Source organism: Streptomyces sp. CA189 (assembly GCF_056428985.1).
In genome coordinates this window covers 1-22,585 of record NZ_JBWJVM010000095.1, presented here as the reverse complement: position 1 = coordinate 22,585, position 22,585 = coordinate 1, and the positions used below count along the sequence as shown (strand labels likewise).

Annotated in this window: 23 protein-coding genes; 13 read left to right on the top strand and 10 right to left on the bottom strand. The window is 68.4% G+C overall.

Translation table 11 applies throughout. From position 1 onward, the window contains the following. Window positions 1-2: 2 nt before the first annotated feature. Complete coding sequence (locus AC061S_RS39250) at window positions 3-2,000, top strand: hypothetical protein (RefSeq protein ID WP_478690659.1); 1,998 nt, start codon at window positions 3-5, stop codon at window positions 1,998-2,000. Here the strand turns inward: AC061S_RS39250 and AC061S_RS39245 are convergent. The 3 genes from AC061S_RS39245 to AC061S_RS39235 all read right to left on the bottom strand — a co-directional run bounded on the left by AC061S_RS39245 (window position 1,990) and on the right by AC061S_RS39235 (window position 4,078). After that, a complete protein-coding gene (locus AC061S_RS39245) occupies window positions 1,990-2,121 on the bottom strand; it encodes a hypothetical protein (protein WP_478690658.1) in 132 nt (43 codons plus the stop codon). The two genes, AC061S_RS39250 and AC061S_RS39245, sit on opposite strands and share 11 nt — an antisense overlap. 582 nt (window positions 2,122-2,703) lie before the next feature. Continuing rightward, the gene (locus AC061S_RS39240) at window positions 2,704-3,108 is read right to left on the bottom strand and encodes a hypothetical protein (protein WP_478690657.1); all 405 of its coding nucleotides are present in this window, start codon (window positions 3,106-3,108) and stop codon (window positions 2,704-2,706) included. Between the two features lie 76 nt (window positions 3,109-3,184). Continuing rightward, on the bottom strand, window positions 3,185-4,078 hold the full coding sequence (locus AC061S_RS39235) for an IS3 family transposase (RefSeq protein WP_478690656.1): 894 nt from the start codon (window positions 4,076-4,078) through the stop codon (window positions 3,185-3,187). 13 nt (window positions 4,079-4,091) lie between these two features. On the opposite strand from AC061S_RS39235, the gene AC061S_RS39230 reads away from it, so the two are divergent. Beyond that, on the top strand, window positions 4,092-4,868 hold the full coding sequence (locus tag AC061S_RS39230) for a hypothetical protein (RefSeq protein WP_478690655.1): 777 nt from the start codon (window positions 4,092-4,094) through the stop codon (window positions 4,866-4,868). Between the two features lie 124 nt (window positions 4,869-4,992). On the opposite strand, the gene AC061S_RS39225 is transcribed toward AC061S_RS39230, so the two are convergent. Further along, window positions 4,993-5,364, bottom strand: coding sequence for an ArsR/SmtB family transcription factor (locus AC061S_RS39225; protein WP_478690654.1), 372 nt, complete (start codon window positions 5,362-5,364; stop codon window positions 4,993-4,995). A 121-nt stretch (window positions 5,365-5,485) separates the two neighbouring features. Between AC061S_RS39225 and AC061S_RS39220 the strand changes: the two genes are divergently transcribed. The 3 genes from AC061S_RS39220 (at window position 5,486) to AC061S_RS39210 (ending at window position 7,878) form a co-directional block, all read left to right on the top strand. Next, entirely contained in the window at window positions 5,486-6,223 is a 738-nt protein-coding gene (locus AC061S_RS39220; RefSeq protein ID WP_478690653.1) for an HNH endonuclease, read from the top strand. A gap of 394 nt (window positions 6,224-6,617) precedes the next feature. Next, the gene (locus tag AC061S_RS39215) at window positions 6,618-7,037 is read left to right on the top strand and encodes a hypothetical protein (RefSeq protein WP_478690652.1); all 420 of its coding nucleotides are present in this window, start codon (window positions 6,618-6,620) and stop codon (window positions 7,035-7,037) included. Window positions 7,038-7,485: 448 nt separating this feature from the next. Next, complete coding sequence (locus AC061S_RS39210) at window positions 7,486-7,878, top strand: VOC family protein (RefSeq protein ID WP_422517363.1); 393 nt, start codon at window positions 7,486-7,488, stop codon at window positions 7,876-7,878. A gap of 627 nt (window positions 7,879-8,505) precedes the next feature. On the opposite strand, the gene AC061S_RS39205 is transcribed toward AC061S_RS39210, so the two are convergent. Beyond that, window positions 8,506-10,128: a multicopper oxidase family protein gene (locus AC061S_RS39205; protein ID WP_478690651.1), complete on the bottom strand. Its 1,623-nt coding sequence runs from the start codon at window positions 10,126-10,128 to the stop codon at window positions 8,506-8,508. A gap of 85 nt (window positions 10,129-10,213) precedes the next feature. Continuing rightward, entirely contained in the window at window positions 10,214-10,639 is a 426-nt protein-coding gene (locus AC061S_RS39200) for a hypothetical protein (protein ID WP_478690650.1), read from the bottom strand. 427 nt (window positions 10,640-11,066) lie between these two features. On the opposite strand from AC061S_RS39200, the gene AC061S_RS39195 reads away from it, so the two are divergent. After that, entirely contained in the window at window positions 11,067-12,104 is a 1,038-nt protein-coding gene (locus tag AC061S_RS39195; protein WP_478690649.1) for a C40 family peptidase, read from the top strand. 405 nt (window positions 12,105-12,509) lie between these two features. On the opposite strand, the gene AC061S_RS39190 is transcribed toward AC061S_RS39195, so the two are convergent. Next, window positions 12,510-12,794 (bottom strand): hypothetical protein, encoded by a 285-nt coding sequence (locus AC061S_RS39190; protein ID WP_478690648.1) that lies wholly within the window; start codon window positions 12,792-12,794, stop codon window positions 12,510-12,512. Window positions 12,795-13,120: 326 nt separating this feature from the next. Between AC061S_RS39190 and AC061S_RS39185 the strand changes: the two genes are divergently transcribed. From AC061S_RS39185 to AC061S_RS39155, 7 genes are all read left to right on the top strand, one after another. Next, window positions 13,121-13,573, top strand: coding sequence for a DUF6153 family protein (locus AC061S_RS39185; protein WP_478690647.1), 453 nt, complete (start codon window positions 13,121-13,123; stop codon window positions 13,571-13,573). A 96-nt stretch (window positions 13,574-13,669) separates the two neighbouring features. Beyond that, window positions 13,670-14,341 (top strand): DUF305 domain-containing protein, encoded by a 672-nt coding sequence (locus AC061S_RS39180; protein WP_478690646.1) that lies wholly within the window; start codon window positions 13,670-13,672, stop codon window positions 14,339-14,341. 93 nt (window positions 14,342-14,434) lie between these two features. Continuing rightward, window positions 14,435-15,295 carry a F510_1955 family glycosylhydrolase gene (locus tag AC061S_RS39175; protein WP_478690645.1) on the top strand — a complete coding sequence of 287 codons (861 nt, stop codon included), beginning with the start codon at window positions 14,435-14,437 and terminating at the stop codon, window positions 15,293-15,295. A 249-nt stretch (window positions 15,296-15,544) separates the two neighbouring features. Continuing rightward, window positions 15,545-15,991, top strand: a complete 447-nt coding sequence (locus AC061S_RS39170) for a hypothetical protein (protein WP_478690644.1) — start codon at window positions 15,545-15,547, stop codon at window positions 15,989-15,991. Between the two features lie 769 nt (window positions 15,992-16,760). Beyond that, complete coding sequence (locus AC061S_RS39165; RefSeq protein WP_478690643.1) at window positions 16,761-17,888, top strand: PLP-dependent cysteine synthase family protein; 1,128 nt, start codon at window positions 16,761-16,763, stop codon at window positions 17,886-17,888. After that, the gene (locus AC061S_RS39160) at window positions 17,885-19,189 is read left to right on the top strand and encodes an MDR family MFS transporter (protein WP_478690642.1); all 1,305 of its coding nucleotides are present in this window, start codon (window positions 17,885-17,887) and stop codon (window positions 19,187-19,189) included. Before AC061S_RS39165 ends, AC061S_RS39160 begins: the two co-directional genes overlap by 4 nt. Window positions 19,190-19,273: 84 nt before the next feature. Next, window positions 19,274-20,497, top strand: coding sequence for a DUF1015 family protein (locus tag AC061S_RS39155; protein ID WP_478690641.1), 1,224 nt, complete (start codon window positions 19,274-19,276; stop codon window positions 20,495-20,497). A gap of 263 nt (window positions 20,498-20,760) precedes the next feature. Here the strand turns inward: AC061S_RS39155 and AC061S_RS39150 are convergent, their stop codons facing one another. The 3 genes from AC061S_RS39150 to AC061S_RS39140 are packed head-to-tail and all read right to left on the bottom strand — an operon-like array spanning window position 20,761 to window position 22,410. Continuing rightward, a complete protein-coding gene (locus AC061S_RS39150; protein WP_478690640.1) occupies window positions 20,761-21,330 on the bottom strand; it encodes a rhodanese-like domain-containing protein in 570 nt (189 codons plus the stop codon). Between the two features lie 37 nt (window positions 21,331-21,367). Continuing rightward, entirely contained in the window at window positions 21,368-22,108 is a 741-nt protein-coding gene (locus AC061S_RS39145; RefSeq protein WP_478690639.1) for a sulfite exporter TauE/SafE family protein, read from the bottom strand. Then, the gene (locus AC061S_RS39140; RefSeq protein WP_478690638.1) at window positions 22,105-22,410 is read right to left on the bottom strand and encodes a rhodanese-like domain-containing protein; all 306 of its coding nucleotides are present in this window, start codon (window positions 22,408-22,410) and stop codon (window positions 22,105-22,107) included. The genes AC061S_RS39145 and AC061S_RS39140 overlap by 4 nt, the downstream gene beginning before the upstream one ends. Window positions 22,411-22,585 lie beyond the last annotated feature (175 nt).

Sequence of the window (22,585 nt, the reverse complement as noted above, 5' to 3'; positions counted from 1 at the left end):
GCATGGGTGACCTGCACCGGCACGCCGAGATCTTCCGCCACGTCCACCGGACGGTCGGCCCACTGCGGCCGGACGAGGACTGGATCTGCCTGGAGTTCGGCAACTACCTCACCGACATCAGCCAGTTCCGCGACCCGTTCGCCAACATGCTCGCCAAACGGACCGTGTGGGGGCAGGGATTGGGGTCCTTCGGGCTGTTCGCACTGGTGCCCGTCATCGGCACCCTGGTGTCCGAGGCCATCCTCAACTGGGCCGTCGATCTCGACGAATGGATCGACCGGATGTTCGGCGTGCACGAGCCCGCCGAAAAGCGCCACGGCAAGCTCGCGGCGTACTTCCAGGACGTCTTCGAAGGGGTCACCCATCTCGTCTTCGCCGACGACGTGAAGGAGGCGGCGGTCTGGCACCCCGTCCTCGCCCCCGCCCTCGGCGACATCGAACGGCTGCCGGCGGCCGAGGTGACCCGCATCTTCCGGGCCTTCTTCACCCAGTACTACCCGCACGAGCACACCGACTTCCCGCCGTACGTCCTCTACGGCGAGAGCCGGGTCAACCACCGGCTGTACCGCAAGGGACCGCACGGCCTCTCCGCCTACCTGGAGGAGTACACCGACTACCTCTCCGAATCGCTGAGCAAGCTGGAGGTCGAGTGGAAGGAGGCGTCCCGGGCCGCGAAGGGGGACCCGCGGCGGCACGACGTCCTGGCCCGGCTCGGCAAGGCCCTGCACGGGGTGGAGGACTACTACTTCCACTCCAACCACCTCGAACTGCACCTGTGGAACGAGCTCCGCTCCGGCCGCCCCAAGGGCGAGACCGACGAGGAGTACGGGCGCTGGTTCGCAGCGAACGTCGCCTCGCACTGGATGCCGCCCGAGCCGACCGGCGCTCCCGAACCGGGCTCCGGGGAGGACCGGCCCAGCCGCGCCCACCAGGTGCGGGCCCATCTGCGGCGCCTGCGCTACCCGCTCTACCGGCCGGTCAACACCCTGGACCCGGCGAAGTCCGAGGCGGCCACCGGCATCCTCTTCACGGCGGGATTCGACAAGAAGGACCTCTTCCACACCCTCTCGCTGGCCCTGGAGAGCATGGAGGGAGCGCTCGCCCGGATGGAGCACCTCTTCGTCCGCCTCCCCGAGGACATGCAGACCACGTACGGCTCCAAGCGCCCGACCCGGCTGCACGACTCCGAACTCGTCCTGCTGCGCGTGCTGTTCAACAAGGAGGAGCGGTCCCGGATGGGCCGGGACGAGGACTACCTGAAGAAGCGACTTGCCCTGCACGTCAAACAGCTCGGCGACGGCCTGTACGAGAAGGGGATCGCACATCTGCACAGCCGCGGCTTCCTCAACGACGCGGCCCGCGACGCCTGGCTGCGCGCCATCGCCACCGACCGGGAGATGGAGAACTTCGGCGGTCTCACCCCGGGGGTCAGCGGGTTCCTGATCAATCTCCTCGCCCAGGGCCAGCAGGAACTGGAACGCAGCCGCCGACTCAGCCGGCGCTTCGACACCGCCCGTGACTTCGGCCCGGGAAATGCCCTGGACCCCCGGTCGGACAACGGCGCCAGCGGTGAGCACATCGGTACCCACACCCTGATGTCCAAGGACACCGGGAAGAGCCTGCCCGTCCACGAGGAGACCCGCCGGCTCGCCCGGTTCGCGTCGATGGCCGTCGCCCGCCACCTGGTGACGGAGGTCAACACGAACCCGAGCACGGCTGGCGGCCTCGACTGGGACCGGATACTCCGCCACTACCTGCGTTTCCCGTCCGCCGGCCCCGCCATGTGGGAGTCACAGGTGCTCGCCCACGTACGACGTACGGGCGCGGATCCGACTTACGATGAGATTCCAGACAAGGTAGTCCAGCCCCAGGTGCAGGGGCCGGACGCGGCGCTGCGGCTGGCCGCGCGGCGCAAGGGCACCCTCCGCGCAGAACTCGAGAAGCGCTACCGCGACCTGGAGAAACGGGTCGACCAGTTTCAGCTGCTGCTCAGATTCTGACCACCGTCACCTTCAGATCGTCGAGGCGTCGATGACGAACCGGTAGCGGACGCCGCTGGCTTTCACTCGCGTACGCCTCGTTGATCTGGTCGACGCTGACCAGCTCGATCTCCGAGCCCACAGGCTCAACGTTCTCGTACCCGTCGGCTCGATGCTGATGGCAGTGCGGGCGCCTGGATCGCCGCCCGGGCCCCACCGCCCAGACCGCTGCCCACGACACCGTGATCGATGTCAGGGCGTGGGCGGGCATCGCCGCCGTGAACGCCGCCGAGGTCCCGTGGGTGCCCGACCGCGACGCCTTGTACGAGCAGCACGCAGCTCGCCGCACTGAAGTTGACCCCATGCGGAACTGGCCGGCCTGCCGCACGACCAGTGGAACCACCCGATCGCAGACCTGGCGCAGCGGCCCGAGAGCTCCAGCGGGAAGAGGACCTTCAGCAGCGGCGCGGCGGGATGATGAACGGCTTCACACGGCCTTGCCGTGGTGCGGCGCCATGACCTCGTTGGGATCTTGTTTCCGCAGTTCAGCACATTACTGATGGAGCGCGTGTCAGTCGATTGTGGGCTGGTTCGCCTGGTCGCGAGACCGCAGCCGGTCGGGGTCGCTTGCCCCGGGTGTGCGATCGTATCCAGCCCGGTCCGCAGCGTGTACGAGAGACGCCTGGTAGCCGCTACCCGGGGCCGACTCGCCAGCCATGGGTCCTCAACGGTCGGTACAGTCAGTACGTTCGAGCACACCGAACTTGAAAGTCGAGAAGGGCACCCGCCGGGTACGCGGCAGTGACACTTCCACCAGCTGGCCATCGTGGATCATCCACAAGCCGAAACAGTCATCATCCTGGTCATGTACCAGGACCTGGACCGACCACGGGTCCGGCCACGGCAACGACTCCAGATACGGCAGCAGCATGGTCCATCTTTCGCCTTTACCGAACTGGATGACCCAGGTGTAGCACTCCTCGGACGAACCGCCCCACCCCCCGAACATGCTGTCTTCCACGCGCCGGAAGCACTCGTGCCACCCCCTCTCGGCATCCGGGTGGGTAAGCGGCTCCATCACGGCCTCCGCCCCACGCGCCAGCACGATGACCTCTGCATCTCTACTCATCAGGACAGTATTCCAGCCGACCGCCCACACAGAGCTGTCAAGCCCCGGGTTTTGTGGACGGTGGGATAGCTGGGTTTCAGGGAGTCAGTGAGGCGTCGGCCGTTGCGTGTAGAGCCTCGAACTCGGCGGGTGGGACGTGACCGAGTTCTCCGTGGAGCCTTCGCTGGTTGAACCAGTCGACGTACTCGGCGACGGCGATCTCGACGTCGTTGATGGACGTCCAGGGGCCGCGGTTGCGGATCAGCTCGGCCTTGAACAGGCTGTTGAACGCCTCGGCGAGGGCGTTGTCGTACGAATCTCCCCGAGATCCGACCGAGGCGACCGCGTCGGCCTCCTCGAGGCGCTCGGTGTAGCGGATGGCTCGATATTGCACGCCGCGATCGGAGTGATGGACCAGGCCGGCCAGATCACCGCCCGCGTGACGGCGTCTCCAGATAGCCATCTCCAAGGCGTCCAGGGCGAGTTCGGTGTAGAGGGAAGTGGCGACCTGCCAGCCGACGACCATGCGGGAGAAGACGTCGATGACGAAGGCGGCGTAGACCCAGCCGGAGAACGTCTTGATATAGGTGATGTCGGCGACCCAGAGCTGGTTGGGGGCCGTGGCGGTGAACTGCCGCTCGACCAGGTCGGCGGGCCGGTCGGTCTCCGGGGCGGGGCGGGTGGTGCGCGGGCTCTTGGCCCGGATCACGCCACGAAGCCCGGCTTGGCGCATGAGGCGTTCGACCGTGCAGCGGGCCACCGTGACGTCCTCGCGGACCAGGGCGGCATGGATTTTCCGGGCCCCGTAGACGCCGTAGTTGTCGGTGTGGATGCGGCGTATCTCCTCGGTGAGGTACTCGTCGCGCCGGCTGCGGGCCGACGGCGGTCGGGTGTGGGCGGCGTAGTAGGTGCTCGGCGCGATCGGCGCGTCCGTCTCGGCGAGGACGTCGCAGATCGGCTGGACGCCGAACGACTTCGCGCGCCGCGACATCGTCAACACCTATGTGTGGTCCGCCGAAGGCGGTGTCTTCGCGGAGACCTCGGAGACCACCGACGTCGTCACCGAGACCACCACCGGCTCCTACCGCCTCAGCGGCCAGGCCTCCGCCGGCCTCAGCCTCAGCAACGAGATCTTCGGCATCGGCTTCAGCCTCCAGCTCGACGCCTCCCTCGGCGGCAGCATGACCCGCACCCGCAGCCGCAGCCGCCAGGCCACCCGCTCCTTCAGCCTCGACCTCAAGGTCGACACCCCCGGCGACATGCAGCTCTACGAACACAACCCCGAAACCAACGAATACCGCGCCAAGTACAACAACGGCAGCCCCGTCGAAGTCGCCGGCCGGGTCGACGCCTACAGGTTCATGACCTTCTACCTCGACTCCGACTCCGCCAACTTCGAGGACTTCTACGGCAAGGTCGTCAACCCCAGCTGGCTCTCAGGCTCAACCGCCAACGCGGCAGCCCTGCGCCAGGCCCGCCAGAGCGACCACAAGCCACCGTGCTGGCGGATCCTGCACCGCGTCACCTTCGTCAGCCGCAAACTCCCCGCCGTCCTTTCCGCGGGCGCCACGGACCTCGAGAAGGCCATGGCCGAAGTAGACGTCCGCAGCAACTACCAGCTCGTCCGCAAGCTCGACCCCTACATTGCCGAGACCACCATCACCCGCGACGAACTCAAGACCCAGACCGAACACGCCATCAGCCTCTACATGCCCGAGCTCCTGCCCCACACCACCGCGATCGTCCAGTTCCTCGCCGACTACCGCGGCATCACCCAGTAACCCTCGTACGAAGAAGGGGTACCGCCGGCCCCACGGCCAGCGGTACCCCCGACGGGCCCCAGCCACGACCGTGCCAACAGCTCACCCTCCCGAGAGATATCAGCCACGATTCACTCAAGGCCCCTCAGTCCTGGCTGTCGGGGATGCGGGTGCAGCAGGTCAGGGCGGTGGCGTTGTCGGCGGCCAGGGAGCGGGCCAGGACGACCAGGTCGGCCACGCGCGGGTCGCCGACTGAGTAGCGCAGCCTTCGACCGTCGCGCTCGGCGGTGACATAGCCGCAGTCCACGAGGCACGAGAGGTGGACCGACACTCTGGGCTGGGAGATCCCGGCATGCTCGACGCACTCGGCGGAGGTGCGCTCGCCCCGCAGGATGAACCCCAGCAGCTTCAGCCGAGTCGGGTCCGCGAGGGCGCGGAAGAACCGCGCCACCGTGTCCAGATGGGTGCAGGGGACCTCGTCCTCGACGGACGTCGGCGCGGTAAGGCTCTGGGACACGCGGGCGGCCTCCACAACTGGAACTATTTGCCTATCCGAATAATATGCTGGTATCGAGTTATTCGGCAAGGCGTATAGCAGCTAGCCCGGAATCCTGGGCTCCGCACGAGGAGGCAGCATCGTGAACACGGCGAAATCCGGCTTCGATCTGGCGGTCATCGGCTCCGGCTCGGCGGCGTTCGCTGCCGCCATCGCGGCCACCAACCAAGGCAGGCGGGTGGTGACGGTCGAGCGGGGCGCCACTGGTGGTACCCGCGTGAACGTCGGGCTGCGCACCGCCCAAGGCTCTGCTGAACGCCGCCGAGGCCCGCCACATGGCGCAGGTAGCCGGCCGCTTCCCAAGTGGGCCAGACGTCGCCACCGGAGGAAACCGGGGTACTGGGTGGTGGACCGGCACTTCGGCCAGTTCCACCCGTCCCGGCGCGATCGATGGGTTTTCGGGAACCGCGACAGCGGGATCTTCCTGCCCAAGTTCGCCTGGACGGGTATCGTCCGCCACCAACTCGTCAAGGGCCGGGCGTCTCCGGACGACCCCGCCCTGGCCGAGTACTGGCGAAACCGCCGCCGGAAGAAGGTGCCGCCGCCGATGGACAAGATGAGTCATGTCCTGGCGGTCCGGCAGCAGGGGCTCTGCCCTCTCTGCAAACAGGCACTGGTCGTCGGAGCCGAGTACGAACCGGACAGCCCACGCGAGTGGATCAACTGGTTTGCAGCCTCGAAGAAGACGCTCCACAAGCATCACCTCGGTTACCAGCGAGACGGCGGTACGGACGAACGAACCAACCTTCGCCTTGTGCACTCCGACTGCCACCGTCAGCACCACGCTGACGGCGACAGACGGGCTACATCAACCTGCTGACCTGCGAAGCCCTCTGGGGCTTGCTTGAGCCGTGTGCGCCGCGAGGCGCACGCACGGTTCTGAGGGGGCTGGGGCCCAGCAATGGGCTCCGGCTACCCGACCACCGTCGACTACGAACGTGAACTCGCCCAGCTCGACGACAAGGGCCATCGGCCGCTGCGGACCGTGGCCACAGACGACCCGGCGGCCGGGCTGTAGGCACCTGTCGGCCGCGGGGCCGACAGATGGCCCTGTGCGGCGGCGGTCATGGCGGGGTCGTCGAAGTCCTGCGGCCCTTACGAGACCGCGTTCGGCCCGTCGGCTATCGTCGCAGGGACCCAAGGTGCCGAGTTCTTCGCCGAACAGCCTCCCGCCGAATGAGGCCCTGGCCGCCCGGACTAGTCAGGAGGGTGTCGTGTCGTTCGCGACCTGCTCGTTTCCCGAGTACTCAGTCGCGCCGGGCGAGACTCCAGTGCGGATCTCCAACGGGTATCCGCGGTATCGCCTGCGCTACCCGCTGCCGGGCAGCAGCAAGTGGCCTCTGCTGTTCCCCGACCGGGAACAGATCAGATGGCCGCTGGAACGGTTCGCGCCGGTCTATCTGGAGAGGCTTGACCAGGTGGGGGTGGACGTGACCCTGGACAGTGCGCGCGAGCTGCGCCGTCAGCTGGGCGTCTCCGAAGACGAGCGGCTTGTCCTGCTCTGTTTCGAGCAGCTGGCGAAGAAGCCCGATGAGCACTGTCACCGCTCGGTGTTCGCGAGCTGGTGGACCGCGAACACCGGAGAGGAGGTGCCCGAACTGGGCGCCGCCCCCGACCGGCCCGGCCGCCGCTGACCCTGCCCGCCACGGCAGGGCGTGTCCGGACGCTGTCGTGCCGGGGACGCGATCGTTGTCCTCGACACATCCGGTCCCGCGGGCCTACGCGCTGGCGGTGCCAATGGCGGCGGTCTCGATCAGATCAACGACCGGTCCAGGCTGCGATGTGAGTGAGGCACGGCTGGCGCCGAGCTCGAGGATCCTGCGCGGGCCCATTCGCTCGGCCATGCGCCGTCCGTTGTCGGGGTGGATCATGCGGCCGTCCGGGCTTGTTCCGCCACGCGGGGGTGGTCACGTTGTCCGCGAAAGTCGAGTACCTGCGTCTGACCCGTCCATGACATTTGAATGGGTCTTGCTCGTTTGGTTGATGGGTTTGGTGGTGGGTGTCGTGCAGTGGCGCGTGGCTGATGCCGGGCGTTGAATGGGCCGTGGATATTACGGCAGACCCCCGAGTAAGGATGGGCTCATGCGATATGCAGGTACGACGATCATGGTCGACGATGTCGGCGCGGCGGTGAAGTTCTACAAGGAGGCATTCGGGCTGGACGAGGCGTTCGCGGACCCCGACGGCACGTTTACGGTGCTGACCAACGGTTCGGACGGCTCCCTGGAGGCAGGCGTGCTCCTGTCCGTCGAACACTGGAGCAAGATCAGCGACTTCGCGACCCCGGGTCCGGCCAACGGGTTCCGGATCGGCCTTGAGGTCGATGACGCGGAGGCGGCGTACCGCAAGGCCATCAAGGCGGGCGCCACCAGCGCCAAGGAGCCGACCGTGAGGCCGTGGGGACAGAAGGTAGCCATCGTGTTCGACCCGAACGGTGTGGTCTTCGAACTGGCCGAGCCGACGGAATACAAGTAGGGAAGGCCATCGCCCCCGGCCCGGCTGACGCCCAGAGGCTCATGGATGGTGCGAAGGCAGGCCGTCACGCGGGCCCGCTTCCCCGAGCTCGCCAGTGCACCGGCGGCGGCCGCGTAGTGACCTGCTCGCCGAAGGCGCGGGGACCGGTGAACTCCGCGCCGACGTCTCACCCGACGAGCTCGCGGACTACTGCCTCCACGCCCTCAGCGGCGCCGCCGGCCTCCCCGCCAAGGCCGCCGTCCGCCGCCTCGTCGCCGTCACCCTCACCGGGTTTCGCCTCACGGCCAACCCTGGCAGACCCCCGGCACGCGCAGGAGGACGTCGCAGAGGGCAACACCATCCGCGTAAGCACCGGCACCCTCACCAGTGATCCAGGGCCTGGGGAGGCCCATGGTGAACTCGGGATCGGCTGTTGCGAGTTCACCGGTAGGGCGAAAACCTCCTCACCAGCGAAGGGTCCTCGACCCATCACCTCGCAGCGGCCTCATCGGCGACGTGGGTGTCGGCCACCGACAGGCCATGAAGGCCGACGCCCACGAAGTCAACGAGAGGACCTGCCGCGCGGGATGACCGAACCGGTTCAGGGGATTCGCCAACCGGGTCGCACGCGCCCCAGGCCCTCGCCGATTACTTGCGGTAGCCGAGGACGGTCATCATCCCGGACTCGGCGTGGTAGACGTTGTGGCAGTGGATCATCCACAGGCCCGGGTTGTCCGCGTCGAAGTCGACGTCCAGCGTCTGGCCCGGCAGGACGATCGCGGTGTCCTTGCGCGCGCCGCCGCCGGGCAGCGAGAAGGTGTGGCCGTGCAGATGCATGGGGTGCCACATCTGCGTGGTGTTGGCGAAGGACAGCCGGACCCGCTCGCCGGAGCGCACTCCGTACCGCTGAGCGGGGTCGTACTTCTTGCCGTTGATGGCCCAGTCGTACTTGGCCATCGAGCCGGTGAGCTCCAGCTTGATCGTGCGGTCGGGCTTGCCGGACTTCAGGCGCACGGACTCGGCCGACTTCAGCGCTCCGGCCTGGAGCAGCTTGCCGTCCAGTTCCTTCGGTCGTACGGACGCATCGGGCGCGGCGCCGCCGCCCGTGCGCAGGATCGCCATCGCGGACTGCTCCTTGCCCTCGGCCAGCGCGGTGAGGGGGAAGACTCCGTCCTTCGCGGTGACCAGGACGTCGTAGCGTTCGCCCATGCCCAGCAGCAGCGCCTCGGTATTCGCCTGCTCGACGGGGAAGCCGTCGGTGTGCGTCACCGTCATCTCGTGGCCGCCGAGCGCGACCCTGAAGGCGGTGTCGCCGCCCGCGTTGATGATACGGATGCGGATACGGTCGCCCGGCTTGGCGGAGTAGGTCTCCGGGTTCTCGGGCGTACGGCCGTTGACCAGGTAGTACGGGTAGGCCACATCACCCGCGTCGCCGCCGAGGAGGTCGCTGGTAGCGCCCATCGTCATCCGGGGCGGGCCGGACGGCTTGGGGGAAGGAGATCTCTTCGTGGTCATCGACATGTTGGACATGTCGTGGCCGCCCATACCGGCCGAGTCACCCTCGCCCATGTCCCTGCCGCCCATGCCCCGGCTCAGTTCGGCGAGTACGTCGTCCGGAGTGCTGCCGTCCACACCGTCGACCCAGTCGTCGAGGACGACGAGCCACTCCTTGTCGTACTTCAGCGGCTCCTTGGGGTCCTCGACGATCAGCGGGGCGTAGAGCCCGCGGTCCTGCTGTACCCCGGAGTGCGGGTGGAACCAGTACGTGCCCGGGTGCGCGAGCGCGAACCGGTAGTCGAAAGCCGCACCCGGCTTGATCGGCGCTTGCGTCAGACCGGGGACGCCGTCCATGTCGTTGCGCAGTGCGAGGCCGTGCCAGTGCAGTGCCGTGGACTGGGGCAGGTGGTTGGCAAGAGTGAGGGCGAGCGTGTCACCCGCGGTGACACGGACCTCCTGACCCGGCAGCCGGTCGCCGTACGCCCAGGACTTGACGGTACGGCCACCGAGGTCCAGGCGGGTCTCGATCGCAGTGAGCTTCACTTCCCGAACCGGGCCGCCCGCGGCGGAGCCGCTGACGGACGCGGCGCGCCGGGCTTCGGCGTCGGTGACCTCCTTGCCGTCGGGGGACACATAGCCCTCCGGGGTAGCCATCGGCTTGCCGCCGCCCATGGCGGAGTGGTCCATGCCGGAGCCGGAGCAGGCGGCGAGCAGTCCGCTGCCGGCCACGGCGATTCCCGCGCCGAGCACGGCGCGACGAGTGGGTGTATGCATGACGGAGTTGCACCTCATATCGGTGGCAATGCTGAGGAAGGAGAGGCGCGTGTGCCGCTCCAGGGCGGAGCAGCCGGACGCCGCCCTATACGCGCAGCACCGACAACCGGACGAGGGAGAGCCCGCGCGGCGGCGGGTTCGGCCGCAACGCGAACAGCAGCCCGGTGCCGGCCGTGGTCAGCAGGTCTCCGCGTAGCCGCCGCAGCAGCCCGGCGGCCAGGAGTGAGACGATCCCGGCACCGAGCACCGCGAGGCACACGGCCAGCGGGTTCATGCCGTCGGCCGGTATCGGGCCGTCGGCGTGCCGTGCGCGAGCCATGGTCTCCACGTCGAGGTTCGCCGGCTGGGGCGCGGTAGCGAGCATGGCACTCTCGGGCGCCTGCGCGGGGCTTTCCATGGCCGAGGCCATGGGGGGATGGCCGAGGGTGTGCATCGTGACGATGCCGCAGAGCAGCGCGCCGAGCAGCAGCAGCCGACCGCACCACGCGGCTGCCCTCCGCTGCCCGTCCATCACGACCCTCCCAGGGTTCCCGTCACCGATCGACGGCATGCTACCCGGGAGGGGTATAGGTGCCGTGACCGGGTCCGCACACACCGCCGGGCGACCGGGTGGGCCTACGGCTCTCATCCCTTCGCCTGGCCGCCGCCGGACCCGCACCGGCCAGGGCCGACGCCGACGGAGGAGGGCACGCACATCATGCCCGTGACGCCGCCGACCGGCCACCGTACTGGGCGTTGACCCAAGGCCCGCTGCGGCATGCACTTGTAGCTAAAACACTAAGTAGCATAGTATTCGGCTGCCTCTTCTCGCTTGCTCGGGACACCAGCCCTCTCGGCGCACCGGAGGAGCCCCCCGATGTCCCAAAACGCCTAGCCGCGCCGGCGCCGATAACGCGGTCCGGGGCAAGGATGGCCAAGGAAGAAGGAGCTGGTCCGCCGTGGCGTCTCACCGCCGCCCCAAGCCGCCTCGCCCTATGTACGCGAGCCTGCTCACGACCACCGCGGCGGCAGCAGTCGCGCTCTCGGCACAGACCGCCTCTGCCGACCCTCTGCCCGACCCCAGCCAGCAGGGCGTCAAGGCCCAGGTCGACCGCCTCTACGAAGAGGCCACCCAGGCCACCGAGAAGTACAACGGCGCCAAGGAAAAAGCCGACGCCTTGCAGAAGAAGACCGCGGACCTGCAGGAAACCGCAGCTCGCAAGCAAGGCGAACTGAACCAACTGCGCCAGCGCATAGGCAGCATGGCGACTGCCCAATACCGTTCGGGCAGCATGGACCCGGCTATGCAGTTGCTGCTGTCCAGTGATCCGGACGCCTACCTCGATCGAAACTCCCTGCTGGGGCGGCTCAGCGCGAGGGAGGTGGGCATGCTTGAACAGTTCCAGACGCAGCAACGGGAACTGCAGCAGCAGCGGACAGAGGCCGCGGCACAGCTCGCGGACCTGGACACCACTCGTGCCGAACTCCAGCGTCAGAAGAACCAGGTCCAGGGCAAACTCGCTGAAGCGCAGCGACTCCTCAACACGCTCAGCGCCAAGGAGAAGGCCGAGATTTCGGCCCAGGAGGATCGCGCGAATCGCGACAGCGCGCGCGTGGACCTCGGCAATGAGGCCAGTGCCTCCCAGCGCGCCGCCGCAGCGTTCTCCGCCGCCAAGTCCCGTGCGGGCATGCCCTACGTGTGGGGAGCAACGGGTCCAGGCTCGTTCGACTGCTCCGGCCTTACGTCTTGGGCATTCAAGCAGTCCGGTGTCTCCATACCTCGCACGTCACAAGCTCAGGCCGGGGCCGGAACGCGCATCAACTCACTGAGCGCTCTCAAGCCGGGGGACCTCGTCATCATGCGCAACGACTTGAGCCACGTCGGGTTCTATGCGGGAAACGGACAGATCCTCCACGCACCCAAACCGGGAGCCCAGGTCCGCTACGAATCCATCGCGCGCAGCGGTATGCCGTTCATGTGGGGCGTGCGCATCTGACGCGCACGGTGGATCTGCGTCGTTCGAGCGATGGCAACCGCGACTGCGGGACAGTCCGCCACCCAGACGGTGGACGTCGACGAAGCGGACTTCAGGCTACGGCTGTCCCAGGAGACCTTCACTCCCGGGAGCTACACCTTCGCCGCGAAGAACATGGGAACCACAACGCACGCGCTGTCCATCTCCGGTCCGGGCGTGCGGACACCCAGACCTCCGTGCTACCGCCGGGCGAGACGGCAAAGCTCAAGGTCACGTTGCGCGAGGGCGAGTACCAGCTGTGGTGCCCGGTCGCCCATCACAGAGCGAGGGGCATGGAGACACGAATCCAGGTCGGCGCCCGAGGCGCAACCGTGCCCGCTCAGACAGGCGGCGAAGGCGGATACCTGGGCCCTTCGCGATAAGCGACTACCCGGCCGGCAGGTCCCCCGCGCCCGATTCGGGATTGACGCTCTGGCCCACCCACGCGACCACGTCCTCGATCATCCTGTCCGTGACCGCATCAAGGTCTGGATGGGTGCCGTCTCCCGGCCCAGCCATCCGGACAGCCACGGAGCGGGGACCTTGCTCAGGTACTGCGAATCTGGCCCGGAAACACAGGCGCAGCTCTTCGTCCGAGAGTGCGGCCATCTCCGCAGTCATGATCGCAACCATCCGATGGTCGCCGTCATTGAGCCATTCCTGCTCGACCATCCGAGCCATGGCTCCCTCCCGTCATCGCAGGTCAGACATGAAGAATAGGGGCAGGGTCAGCACGAGCACCAGTGGCGTGCCCGGCCGGAATCCGGCTCCCCCGCGGTCGGCTCGCCATCGCCGTACCCGGACACCTTCCACTAAGTCGCTTAGTGGTACCATCGGACCGCATCTCGAACCCGGTCACTCTCTGACCCGGCCTCCATTCGGCCAGGCTGAGGTGGAGCACTCGGTGAGGGTGAGACCCAGGCGAAGGCCGTCACCCCGGCCCTCTCCCTGAGGCGGCTTCGGTTGCGCCTGGGTATCGTCGGGGTAGGAGGAAGTCAGTGATCGCGAGCCGCTTCGACCGAGTGGGTGGTGCCATCGGGCGCCTCCTGCTGATCGTCGTGCTCGCTCTCGGTGTTTTCGTGATGCACACGGCCGGTCACCCGGACGAGCCGGCCGGGCGCCCGATGGCCCACAGCGCGCCCGTGGGCGACGCTCATGCGATCGGGATGGGCGACGGGGCACCCGCGCCCGAGATGGCGGCAGCCGCTCAGCTCTCGGCGGATCCGATCCCATCCGGCGTCTACGCGCCCGAGCCGGTCAGCGGCATGGACATGGCTGCCCTGTGTGTCGCCGTTCTGGGCGCCTGGGTGCTCCTCTCGCTGCTGCGCGCGGCGCTCGCCCGTCGGCCGGAGTGGTTGACCTCTGCCGTCACCCAAGCGGTCGTCATGCTGCGGCCCAACCCTCCACCGCCCGGACCCTCGCTCTCAGAACTGTCAGTCCTACGGATATAGGCCAACCGTCGCGCTGGTGCATTCAGCCATGCCCGCGACCGCATACGCGCGTGCCACACATCCGTAGAACAGACTGACAATTCAGAGGGGTTTCACATGCCTGCCTTCAAGCGCGCCCTGCGCCGACCCGCGAGCCGCCGCCTGGCGCTCGTGAGCGCCGTCGCGGCCGGTGGACTGCTGCTCGCCGCCTGCGGCGGGAACGACGACATGAGCGGCATGGACCACGGTGCCGGCCCGTCCTCCGCATCGTCGGCCAAGGAGTCCGGCAGCGCACCCGCGCCGGGAGCCTTCAACGATGCGGACGTCACGTTCGCGCAGGGGATGATCCCGCACCACGAGCAGGCCCTGGAGATGGCCAAGCTCGCCGACCGCCGCGCCTCGGACGCGGAGATCAAGACCCTCGCGGCCAATATCGAGAAGGCCCAGGACCCCGAGATCCAGACCATGAAGTCCTGGCTGAAGGCTTGGGGCAAGCCCGAGTCGCCCTCGGACAGCAGCATGCCCGGCATGGACCACGGAACGGGCGACGGCTCGATGTCCGGGATGATGTCGGACAAGGCCATGGACGAGCTCAAGGCCGCCAAGGGGACGGACTTCGACCGCAAGTTCGCGCAGATGATGATCGAGCACCACAACGGTGCGATCAGCATGGCCAAGGACGAGCAGAAGAACGGCCGTAACACCGCGGCCAAGAAGCTGGCGGACGACGTCATCAAGAACCAGGCCGCCGAGGTCGAGAAGATGCAGAAGATCCTCAACCGGCTCTGATCCGCCAGGACCGTCTGATCGACCATCTCTGCCCGGGCGGACCGAGCCATGCGCTGCGGTCCGTCCGGGCCCGCATGACCGCGATGAGGAATCATGAGGAAGAACTACCTCGCCCTGGCCGCCACTGCGGCTCTCGGCATCACCCTGACGGCCTGTTCCAGCAACGCCAGCGACACCTCCACGGCTGCGGGGACCGCTGTCAGTCACATCCACGGCCTGGGCATCGACCCGGCAGACGGCAGGCTGTACGTCGCCACCCACCAGGGCATCTTCACCCCTGGCGAGAACGGTGCCCCACAGCGCGTCGGCGACAGCCAGGACGACTTCATGGGCTTCACCGTCGCCCGCGCGAAGACCCTCCTGGCCAGCGGCCACCCGGGACCCGGAAACGACGAGCCCGGCAACCGCGGCCTGATCGAGAGCACCGACTCCGGCAAGACCTGGAAGACCAAGTCACTGGCCGGCGAGGTCGACTTCCACTCCCTGGACTACGCGAACGAAACGATCTACGGATACGACAGCACGAACGGACTGCTCCGCGTCAGCAAGGACGGCGTCACCTGGGACGACCGCGCGAAGCTGCGCGCCCTGGATATCGCGGCCAGCCCTGACAATCCCGACGTCGTCCTCGCAACGACGCAGCAGGGAGTCGCCCAGAGCACCGACGGCGGCCGGACCTTCGCCGCCGGAGCTCAGCCCGTGATGGCCTTCGTGTCCTGGGCGAAGCCCGACGCGCTCTACGGCATCGACCCGGCAGGTGCGCTCAGCCGCAGCACCGACGGCAGCACGACATGGCAGAAGACCGCCACCGTCCCCGGCGGCCCGCCCCAGGCACTGACGGCCGTCGACGCCCAGCGCGTGCTGGCCGCCACCCAAGAGGGTGTCTACGAATCGCAGGATGGCGGAAAGACATTCACCAAGCGCCTCAACGTGTCCAGTAGCGGCGCTCGTTGATTCCTGCGATGACGCCAATAAGCAGTGCGGCCACGAGTGTCGAGCGAGGTCGGCGGCACCAGGCGCCCACATCGCCCCGAATTCATTCAATGCTCACATAAAATTCACGCCGAATCCGGCACCGTCCAGGCGCTCCCGCAATATGGCCAGTTCCAATCACCCTTCATGCACCATATGGACGATTTTGCTAACTCAACCCATCCGGGAGGCGGTTGTAATTAGATCCGCGGAATCGGCTAGGATTACGACATGACTACGGCGCGGTCACCCATCGGTGTTCTGCGGGCCCAGGTATCCACGGGTCCGCTGCGCGCCCTTTGGCTGACCTTGCTGATGATGAGTCTGGTGTACGCACACAGCGTCAGCACCGAGAACTCCCCTCACCACCCCTCCGGCCTGTCCGTGGCGGTATTGAATACCAGCCACACGCCTGTCGATGCTGGCGCGATTTCGCAGGGCGCGATGCAGTCCACCACAATGGCGGAAGAAGTCGCTGCGGAAAGGTCCGGACATCCGGCCGAGCAGTGCATGCCTGGGCAATCCCAGCAGGCTGCTACCGCGCAGAATGCCTGTTCGGTTGTTCTCAGTGACGGCATGCACTGCGGGCAGGCCTTGCAGCAGTCCCCTGCGGTCGGCAACCCGGCGAACTGTCCGTCCCCCGTGGCACGCGGAGGGCCGGCGGTCCTGCGGATCTAGGTCGTGGATCTCTCCCCGAGCTGGTTGACACCCCGTTGAACCAGGTGGCCGATATCGGTCACCCTCTTCGGTGCGTCCGGTGGAATCGGACTCGCCGCACTCATACGGTTCGCTGAATCTGAAACGGGACTGTCGACGGCACCTCCCCGACCTGATCGATCTCTGTATCGCCTCCTTCTGAGTTGGTTCTTGAGGAGGAGGCAACGCACGGAGGAACTGTGTCGTTCCACCCGCTCAAATTCCTCGGCACGGTAGGCGCTCGAATGCGGAGCGCGCTGGTCGCCTGCATTCTTGTCGCACTGACGATCGCCGCGATCGGGTGTGTCGTCCATCCTCCGTCAGTCGGCCACTCTCACACCACGACGTCGGCGCCTTCTCAGCACGTGAGCACCGGCGCCGAATTCTCCGGCGTTGCGCCCCAGCTGCCCGATTCCGCCGAACATTGCGTTCCGGTCGGCCGCACCCTGACTGCGGGGCAGGAAATGGCGCCTTCCGCAGCTTCGACTGCTGCGATTCCGCTCGTGGCCGCCGCGAGCGTGTGGCCTCTGGCCGCCCGGCGCCGACCGCTGCTCAAATGTCCGGCAGCGAGAGTAGGCCGATTCACGCTCATAAGCGTCTGTCGGTGGCGTATTTAGAACTCAGTCGTGCGGCCGTAGCCATCGGCCGCCGCCCGTTGCTGCCATCCGGAGGAAGGGTCCGCCCGCCTCTGGCCGCAGCAGCCGGCGAGATGCGCACACAAGCAGCCATCTACGAACGAGAGCCGAAAAAGATGACCACTCTCCCCACCGCTGACAACCCGCCCGCCCGGTCCTCCCTCTCCGGGCTGGTCGGCAACACTCCCCTCCTCCGGATCTCCGAGCCCTTCACCGGGGAAGACCGAGGCTTCTGGGCGAAGCTGGAGGGCTTCAACCCCGGCGGGATCAAGGACCGTCCGGCCCTGCACATGGTCGAGCGGGCCCGTGCCCGCGGCGAACTGCTCCCCGGCGCCCGGATCATCGAATCCACCAGCGGCACCCTCGGCCTCGGCCTCGCCCTGGCCGGCATGGTCCACGGGCATCCCGTCACCCTGGTCACCGACCCCGGACTCGAAAGGTCCATGCACCGGCTGCTGACCGCGTACGGCGCCCAGGTCAACCTCGTCTCCGAACCCCACCCGACCGGCGGCTGGCAACAGGCCCGCCGCGACCGGGTCACCCAGCTGATGCGGCAGCACCCGGGCTCCTGGTGCCCGGACCAGTACAACAACCCCGACAACACCACGGCCTACACCCCGCTGGCGTTGGAAATGGCATCCGAACTCGGCCACATCGACGTCCTGGTGTGCAGCGTGGGGACCGGCGGTCACTCCGCAGGCGTCTCCCGCGTCCTGCGACAGCTCTACCCCGGACTGAAGCTCGTCGGCGTGGACACCATCGGCTCGACCATCTTCGGCCAGCCGGCCCGCACCCGCCTCATGCGCGGCCTCGGCTCCAGCATCTACCCGCGCAACGTCGCGTACGAGAACTTCTCCGAGGTGCACTGGGTCGCCCCGGGCGAAGCCGTGTGGACCTGCCGCCAGCTCGCGACGTCCCACTACGCCACCGGCGGCTGGAGCGTGGGAGCGGTCGCCCTGGTCGCGGGCTGGCTGGCCCGCACGCTGCCCGCGAACACGCGTATCGCGGCGGTCTTCCCCGACGGGCCGCAACGTTACCTGGGCACGGTGTACGACGACGACTACTGCGCCGCCCACGGACTGCTCGACGGCCCGCCGCCCGTCGAACCGGAGACGGTGGGCCGCATGGACGAGAAGGAGGTCACCCGCTGGACGCGGTGCACCACCGTGGTCGACCCGCTCACCCTCGTCGACGAGCCTGCGCCGAAGTCGGACTCCACCTCGGTGGAAGAGGACGACCGGTGAAGAGCACCCTGGTACAAATGCGCTCCTACGAGCGCAGCGTCCAGCTGCTGATGGTGAATCAGTTCACCATCAACCTCGGCTTCTACATGCTGATGCCGTACCTCGCGCAGCATCTGTCCGGATCACTCGGGCTGGCGGGCTGGATCGTCGGGCTCGTCCTGGGCGTACGCAACTTCAGCCAGCAGGGCATGTTCCTCATCGGCGGGACACTGGCCGACCGCTTCGGCTACAAGCCGATGATCATCGCCGGGCTCGCGCTGCGCATCGTCGGCTTCGCGACGCTCGGGCTGGTCGACTCCGTGCCCGCACTGATCGCCGCCTCTGCCGCGACAGGGCTGGCCGGAGCCCTGTTCAACCCGGCCACCCGGGCGTACCTGGCCGCGGGCGCGGGTGAACGCCGAGTCGAGGCCTTCGCCCTGTTCAACGTCTTCTACCAGGCCGGCATCCTGCTGGGTCCGCTGGTGGGCATGGTGCTGACCGGGGTCGACTTTCGCGTCACCTGCCTCGTCGCCGCCGCGATCTTCGCGGTGCTGAGCATCGTGCAGATCCGGGCTCTGCCCGCCCGGCGGGGCAACGACGCGAAGGACCGGGCGGAGGGCCCGCGCGAGAGCGTGCTCGCCCAATGGCGCGGCATCCTGGCCAACCGCCCGTTCCTGCTCTTCTCCGTGGCCATGATCGGCTCGTACGTGCTCACGTTCCAGGTGTATCTCGCCCTTCCCCTGGAAGTCCGGCGAGTCGGCGGTGACGGGACGTTCGGCACGGCCGCCGCAGCGATGCTCTTCGCCGTATCCGGGCTCAGCACGATCCTCTTCCAGACCAAGGTGACGGCCTGGTGCAAGGCCCGGATGGAGCCGGGCCGGGCGCTCACCTGGGGACTGCTCGCCATGGGCACCGCGTTCATACCGCTGCTGATCGCCACGGCCGTCCCCGTACCGGACGACGGGACCGGGCGCTGGCTGCTCGCTGCCGTGCCGTCGACGCTCGCGGCGCTGCTGCTGGCCGTGGGCACGATGATCGCGTACCCCTTCGAGATGGACACCATCGTGCGGCTCTCGGGTGACCGGCTCGTGGCCACCCACTACGGGCTGTACAACACCGTCTGCGGCATCGGTATCGCCCTGGGGAACCTGGGGATCGGGGCGGCCCTCGACGCCGCCCGCGCCTCCGGGATGTCCGCGCTGCCGTGGGCCGCGCTGGTCGTCCTCGGCCTCGGGTGCGCCGCCGCACTGTACGGGCTGCACCGCACCGGCCGCCTCAAGACGCCGCTGCCCGAGACCCAGAAGCAGCCTGCGACGGCCTGACCCGACGGCCCCGTGGCGAAGGGGCGGGCGGCACGACAGCGCCCGCCCCTCCCCCGGGCATGCCCACGCATCCAGGAGCACTCCATGCCCAGCTCACCCGCACCGCCCTCAAGCGGCCTGCGCATACAGCCCTTCCGGGCGGTCCGATACGACCCGACCCGCGCCGGCGACCTGTCCCACATCATCTGCCCGCCCTACGACGACATGGCCCCCGCCCATGCCCGGGCCCTTCGCCGCAGGCCGCACCACCTGGCGCGGCTGCTGTACGCCCACGACCCGCACGAAGCCGCCGGCCAGCTGAAGCGCTGGCTGCAAAGGGGTGTACTACGCCGGGATGCCCGCCCCGCTCTTTACGTCTACCAGCAGCAACGCGGTGCCCGGATCACGCAGCGCGGCCTGATCGGCGAGCTGGACCTGCCGCGGGACGCCGGCGGGTGGATCCTTCCCCACGAGGACGTACAACCTCATGTGGTCGCGCAGCGAGCAGCCCTCATGGCCGGGACCCACGCCCAGCTGGAGCCACTGCTCCTGACGTACCGGTCCACCGAGTCGACGGCGGCGCAGATCGTCCATCACATCACCGGTCGTCCGCCCGTGGCCGTCGCCCGGACCGGTACCCTCACCCACACGCTGTGGGCCTGCACCGATCTGGTGGAACAATCCCTCATCGCCAACGGGTTGTCCGGGTCCCGCGCGCTCATCGCGGACGGACACCACCGCTACGCGGCCAGTCGGCGGCTGCGCGAACGAGAGGGCGCCGACCCCTGGGACAGGACCCTGGCATTGCTGGTCGACTCCACGACCCACCCCCTGCGACTGACCGCCATCCACCGGGTGATCCCCGCCCTGGAGCCGGACAAGGCCGCCGCCGCTGCGGCCGAAGTGGCCCGCGTACGACCGCTGCCCGACGGACCGCGCCTTCCCGGACGCGACGAGCTCGTACTCACCGGAGGCGGAGACGCCTGGAGCGTCACCGACCCCGATCCCGCGGAGCTCGGAGCGGCGCTCGCCGGCAGGCCGCCGCAATGGCGCGGGCTGTCCGCTGCCGTCGCCGACCGACTCCTCCTGGCGACCGCCTGGTCGGTCCCCGACCTTCCTGGCGCCGTACGCCACGTACACGACGCCGGGGAGGCCGAAGCCACCGTCCACGCACCGGGCAACGGCACCGCCGTACTACTGCCTGCGGTCTCTGAGAACACAGTGTGGGAGCTGGCCACTGCCGGCGTGATGCTCCCCCGCAAGTCGACGTCTTTCGGTCCGAAACCCGTCGCCGGACTGGCACTGCGGGTCTTCGACCCCGCCGAGTAGCAGGTTCCCTACCCTCTCCCCGTACCTTCGCAAGGAGCACTGTCTTGTCCGCGTCCCAGCTCGCCGAGCGTCCACGCACTCCCGGCGACTCGCCCTCCCCGAACGCCGAAGGGGAAGCCGGACACGGCCACTGAATGCAGCTGTCGGCCCGGTCTTGGCCGTTGGAGGAATAACCGCGAAGCGGCCCCGCGCGGGGCCGCTTCGCGGTTCGTGATAGCCCCCGGGACTGGTAACCCTGTGAGCTGCCCTCGCGCGTATCGCGGTCAGTTGTGTCGCAGAGCGGCGAGGGTGTTGTTCAGGTCGGTGCGATTGGTGCGGTTGTAGGGGAGTTTCCCGAGCAGGGTGGCCATGGCGCAGCTGTTGGAGAGGGCGGAGTAGACGAGGCCGGCTGCGATGCCTGCGGAGAGCAGTTGGAAGGCGGGGTGGATCACCAGGCCGAGGAGCAGCCCGAGCAGGACGACGGAGCCTGCGGTCAGACGGACTTGACGGTCCATGGCCCACTTGGGAGCTGCGGTGGTGGCCGAGCGGTGCAGATCCTCTCCCGCCGAGACCCAGGCGTCGGTCCCGCCTTCGAGGCTGGCGGCGGGTACGCCGTTGCGGGACAGCGTGGTGCTGGCGTTCTGCGAGCGGGTGCCGGAGGCACAGACCACGAGGAGGTCGCTGCGGTCGGCCACCTCGCGGAGGGCGGGCAGGGCGTGTTCGAGGTCGTCGAGGGGGATGTTGTGAGCGCCGGGCAGGTGTCCGCCGGCGTATTCGCCGGGGGTGCGTACGTCGATGACGACCAGGGTGTGCAGGCGCTCACGGACGGCGCGGGTGGTGAGAGTCGAATTCATGGGGTTTGCTCTGTCCTTCGGGTCGGGTCGGGCTAGTTCAGATGAGGCTGTCGAGGAGCATGAAGGCGGCCACGGCGAGCAGGACGTAGGCGAAGACGTGCTGCAGGCGGTTGCCGGAGATCTTCGCGGCGAGGCGTTTGCCGTCCCAGGCGCCGAGGATCGCGGCTCCGGTGAAGGGGGCGATGACGGCCCAGTCAAGGCCGTCGGCGGTGCCGGTGCGGGTGGCGAGCGCGGCGAGCGCGTTGATGATGATGACCAGGAGACTTGTGCCGACGGCGGCCTTCATCCACAGGCCGAGGACACCGACCAGGGCGGGCACGGCGAGGAAACCTCCGCCGACGCCGATTATGCCGGTGACGGCGCCGAGCCCTGCCCCGGCCCCCGCGGCCCTGGCCGGCCGCACTGGGCGGTCTGGTGCGGGGCTGGGGCGGAGCATCCGCCAGGCCGCGAGTGCGGCGATCACCGAGAACGCGATGGTCAGCACGGGGGCAGGGATGCGGCTGGCAGCGAGGCCGCCGAGCATGGCGGGGCCGATGCCCGCGGCGGCGAACAGCAGCCCGGCCCGCCAGCGGACGTTGCCGTCCCGGGCGTGGGCGACCAGAGAGCTGATGGATGTCGCGGCGACGGTGATCAGGCTCGCGGTGGTGGCGGCGACGGGGCTGAAGCCGAGCAGGTAGATCAGCGCGGGCACGGCCAGGACGCTGCCGCCCCCGCCGAGTCCGCCCAGTGCCAGGCCGACCACCGCTCCAGCCACCAGGGCAAGGATGAGCAGGCTCATATGACGGTTCCCGCTGCCCCGGAGGCGTCCTGGATCGGCAGTCCCTGGAGGACCCAGGCCTTCGTACCGCCGGTGACGTCGGCCGCGTCCGAGCCCTGTTCACGCAGCAGGCGGGCAGCCTCCTGGGAACGCCGCCCCGAGCGGCAGATCAGCACGAAGCAGGAGGTTGCCTGCGCGCTGGGCACTTTTGCTCCGGCCGCCAGCCGGGACAGCGGGAGATGCTGGGCGCCGGGAGCATGCCCGGCCCGCCATTCCTGGGTCTCACGCACGTCCAGCAGGACGGCGGTGCCTTCTTGGAGCATGCGGTGGGCCTCCACGACGCCGAGGCGACCGAAACCGGGACGGAGGATGGACAGTCGGGTAGCTGGAGTGCGTTGCCGCACTCCAGCCCCCTCAGAACCGGACTTGCGAGTCGTCCTCGCATCCGGCTCAAGCGGGCCCCTGGAGTCGCTCGGGATAGTCATGCTTGCTTGGCCC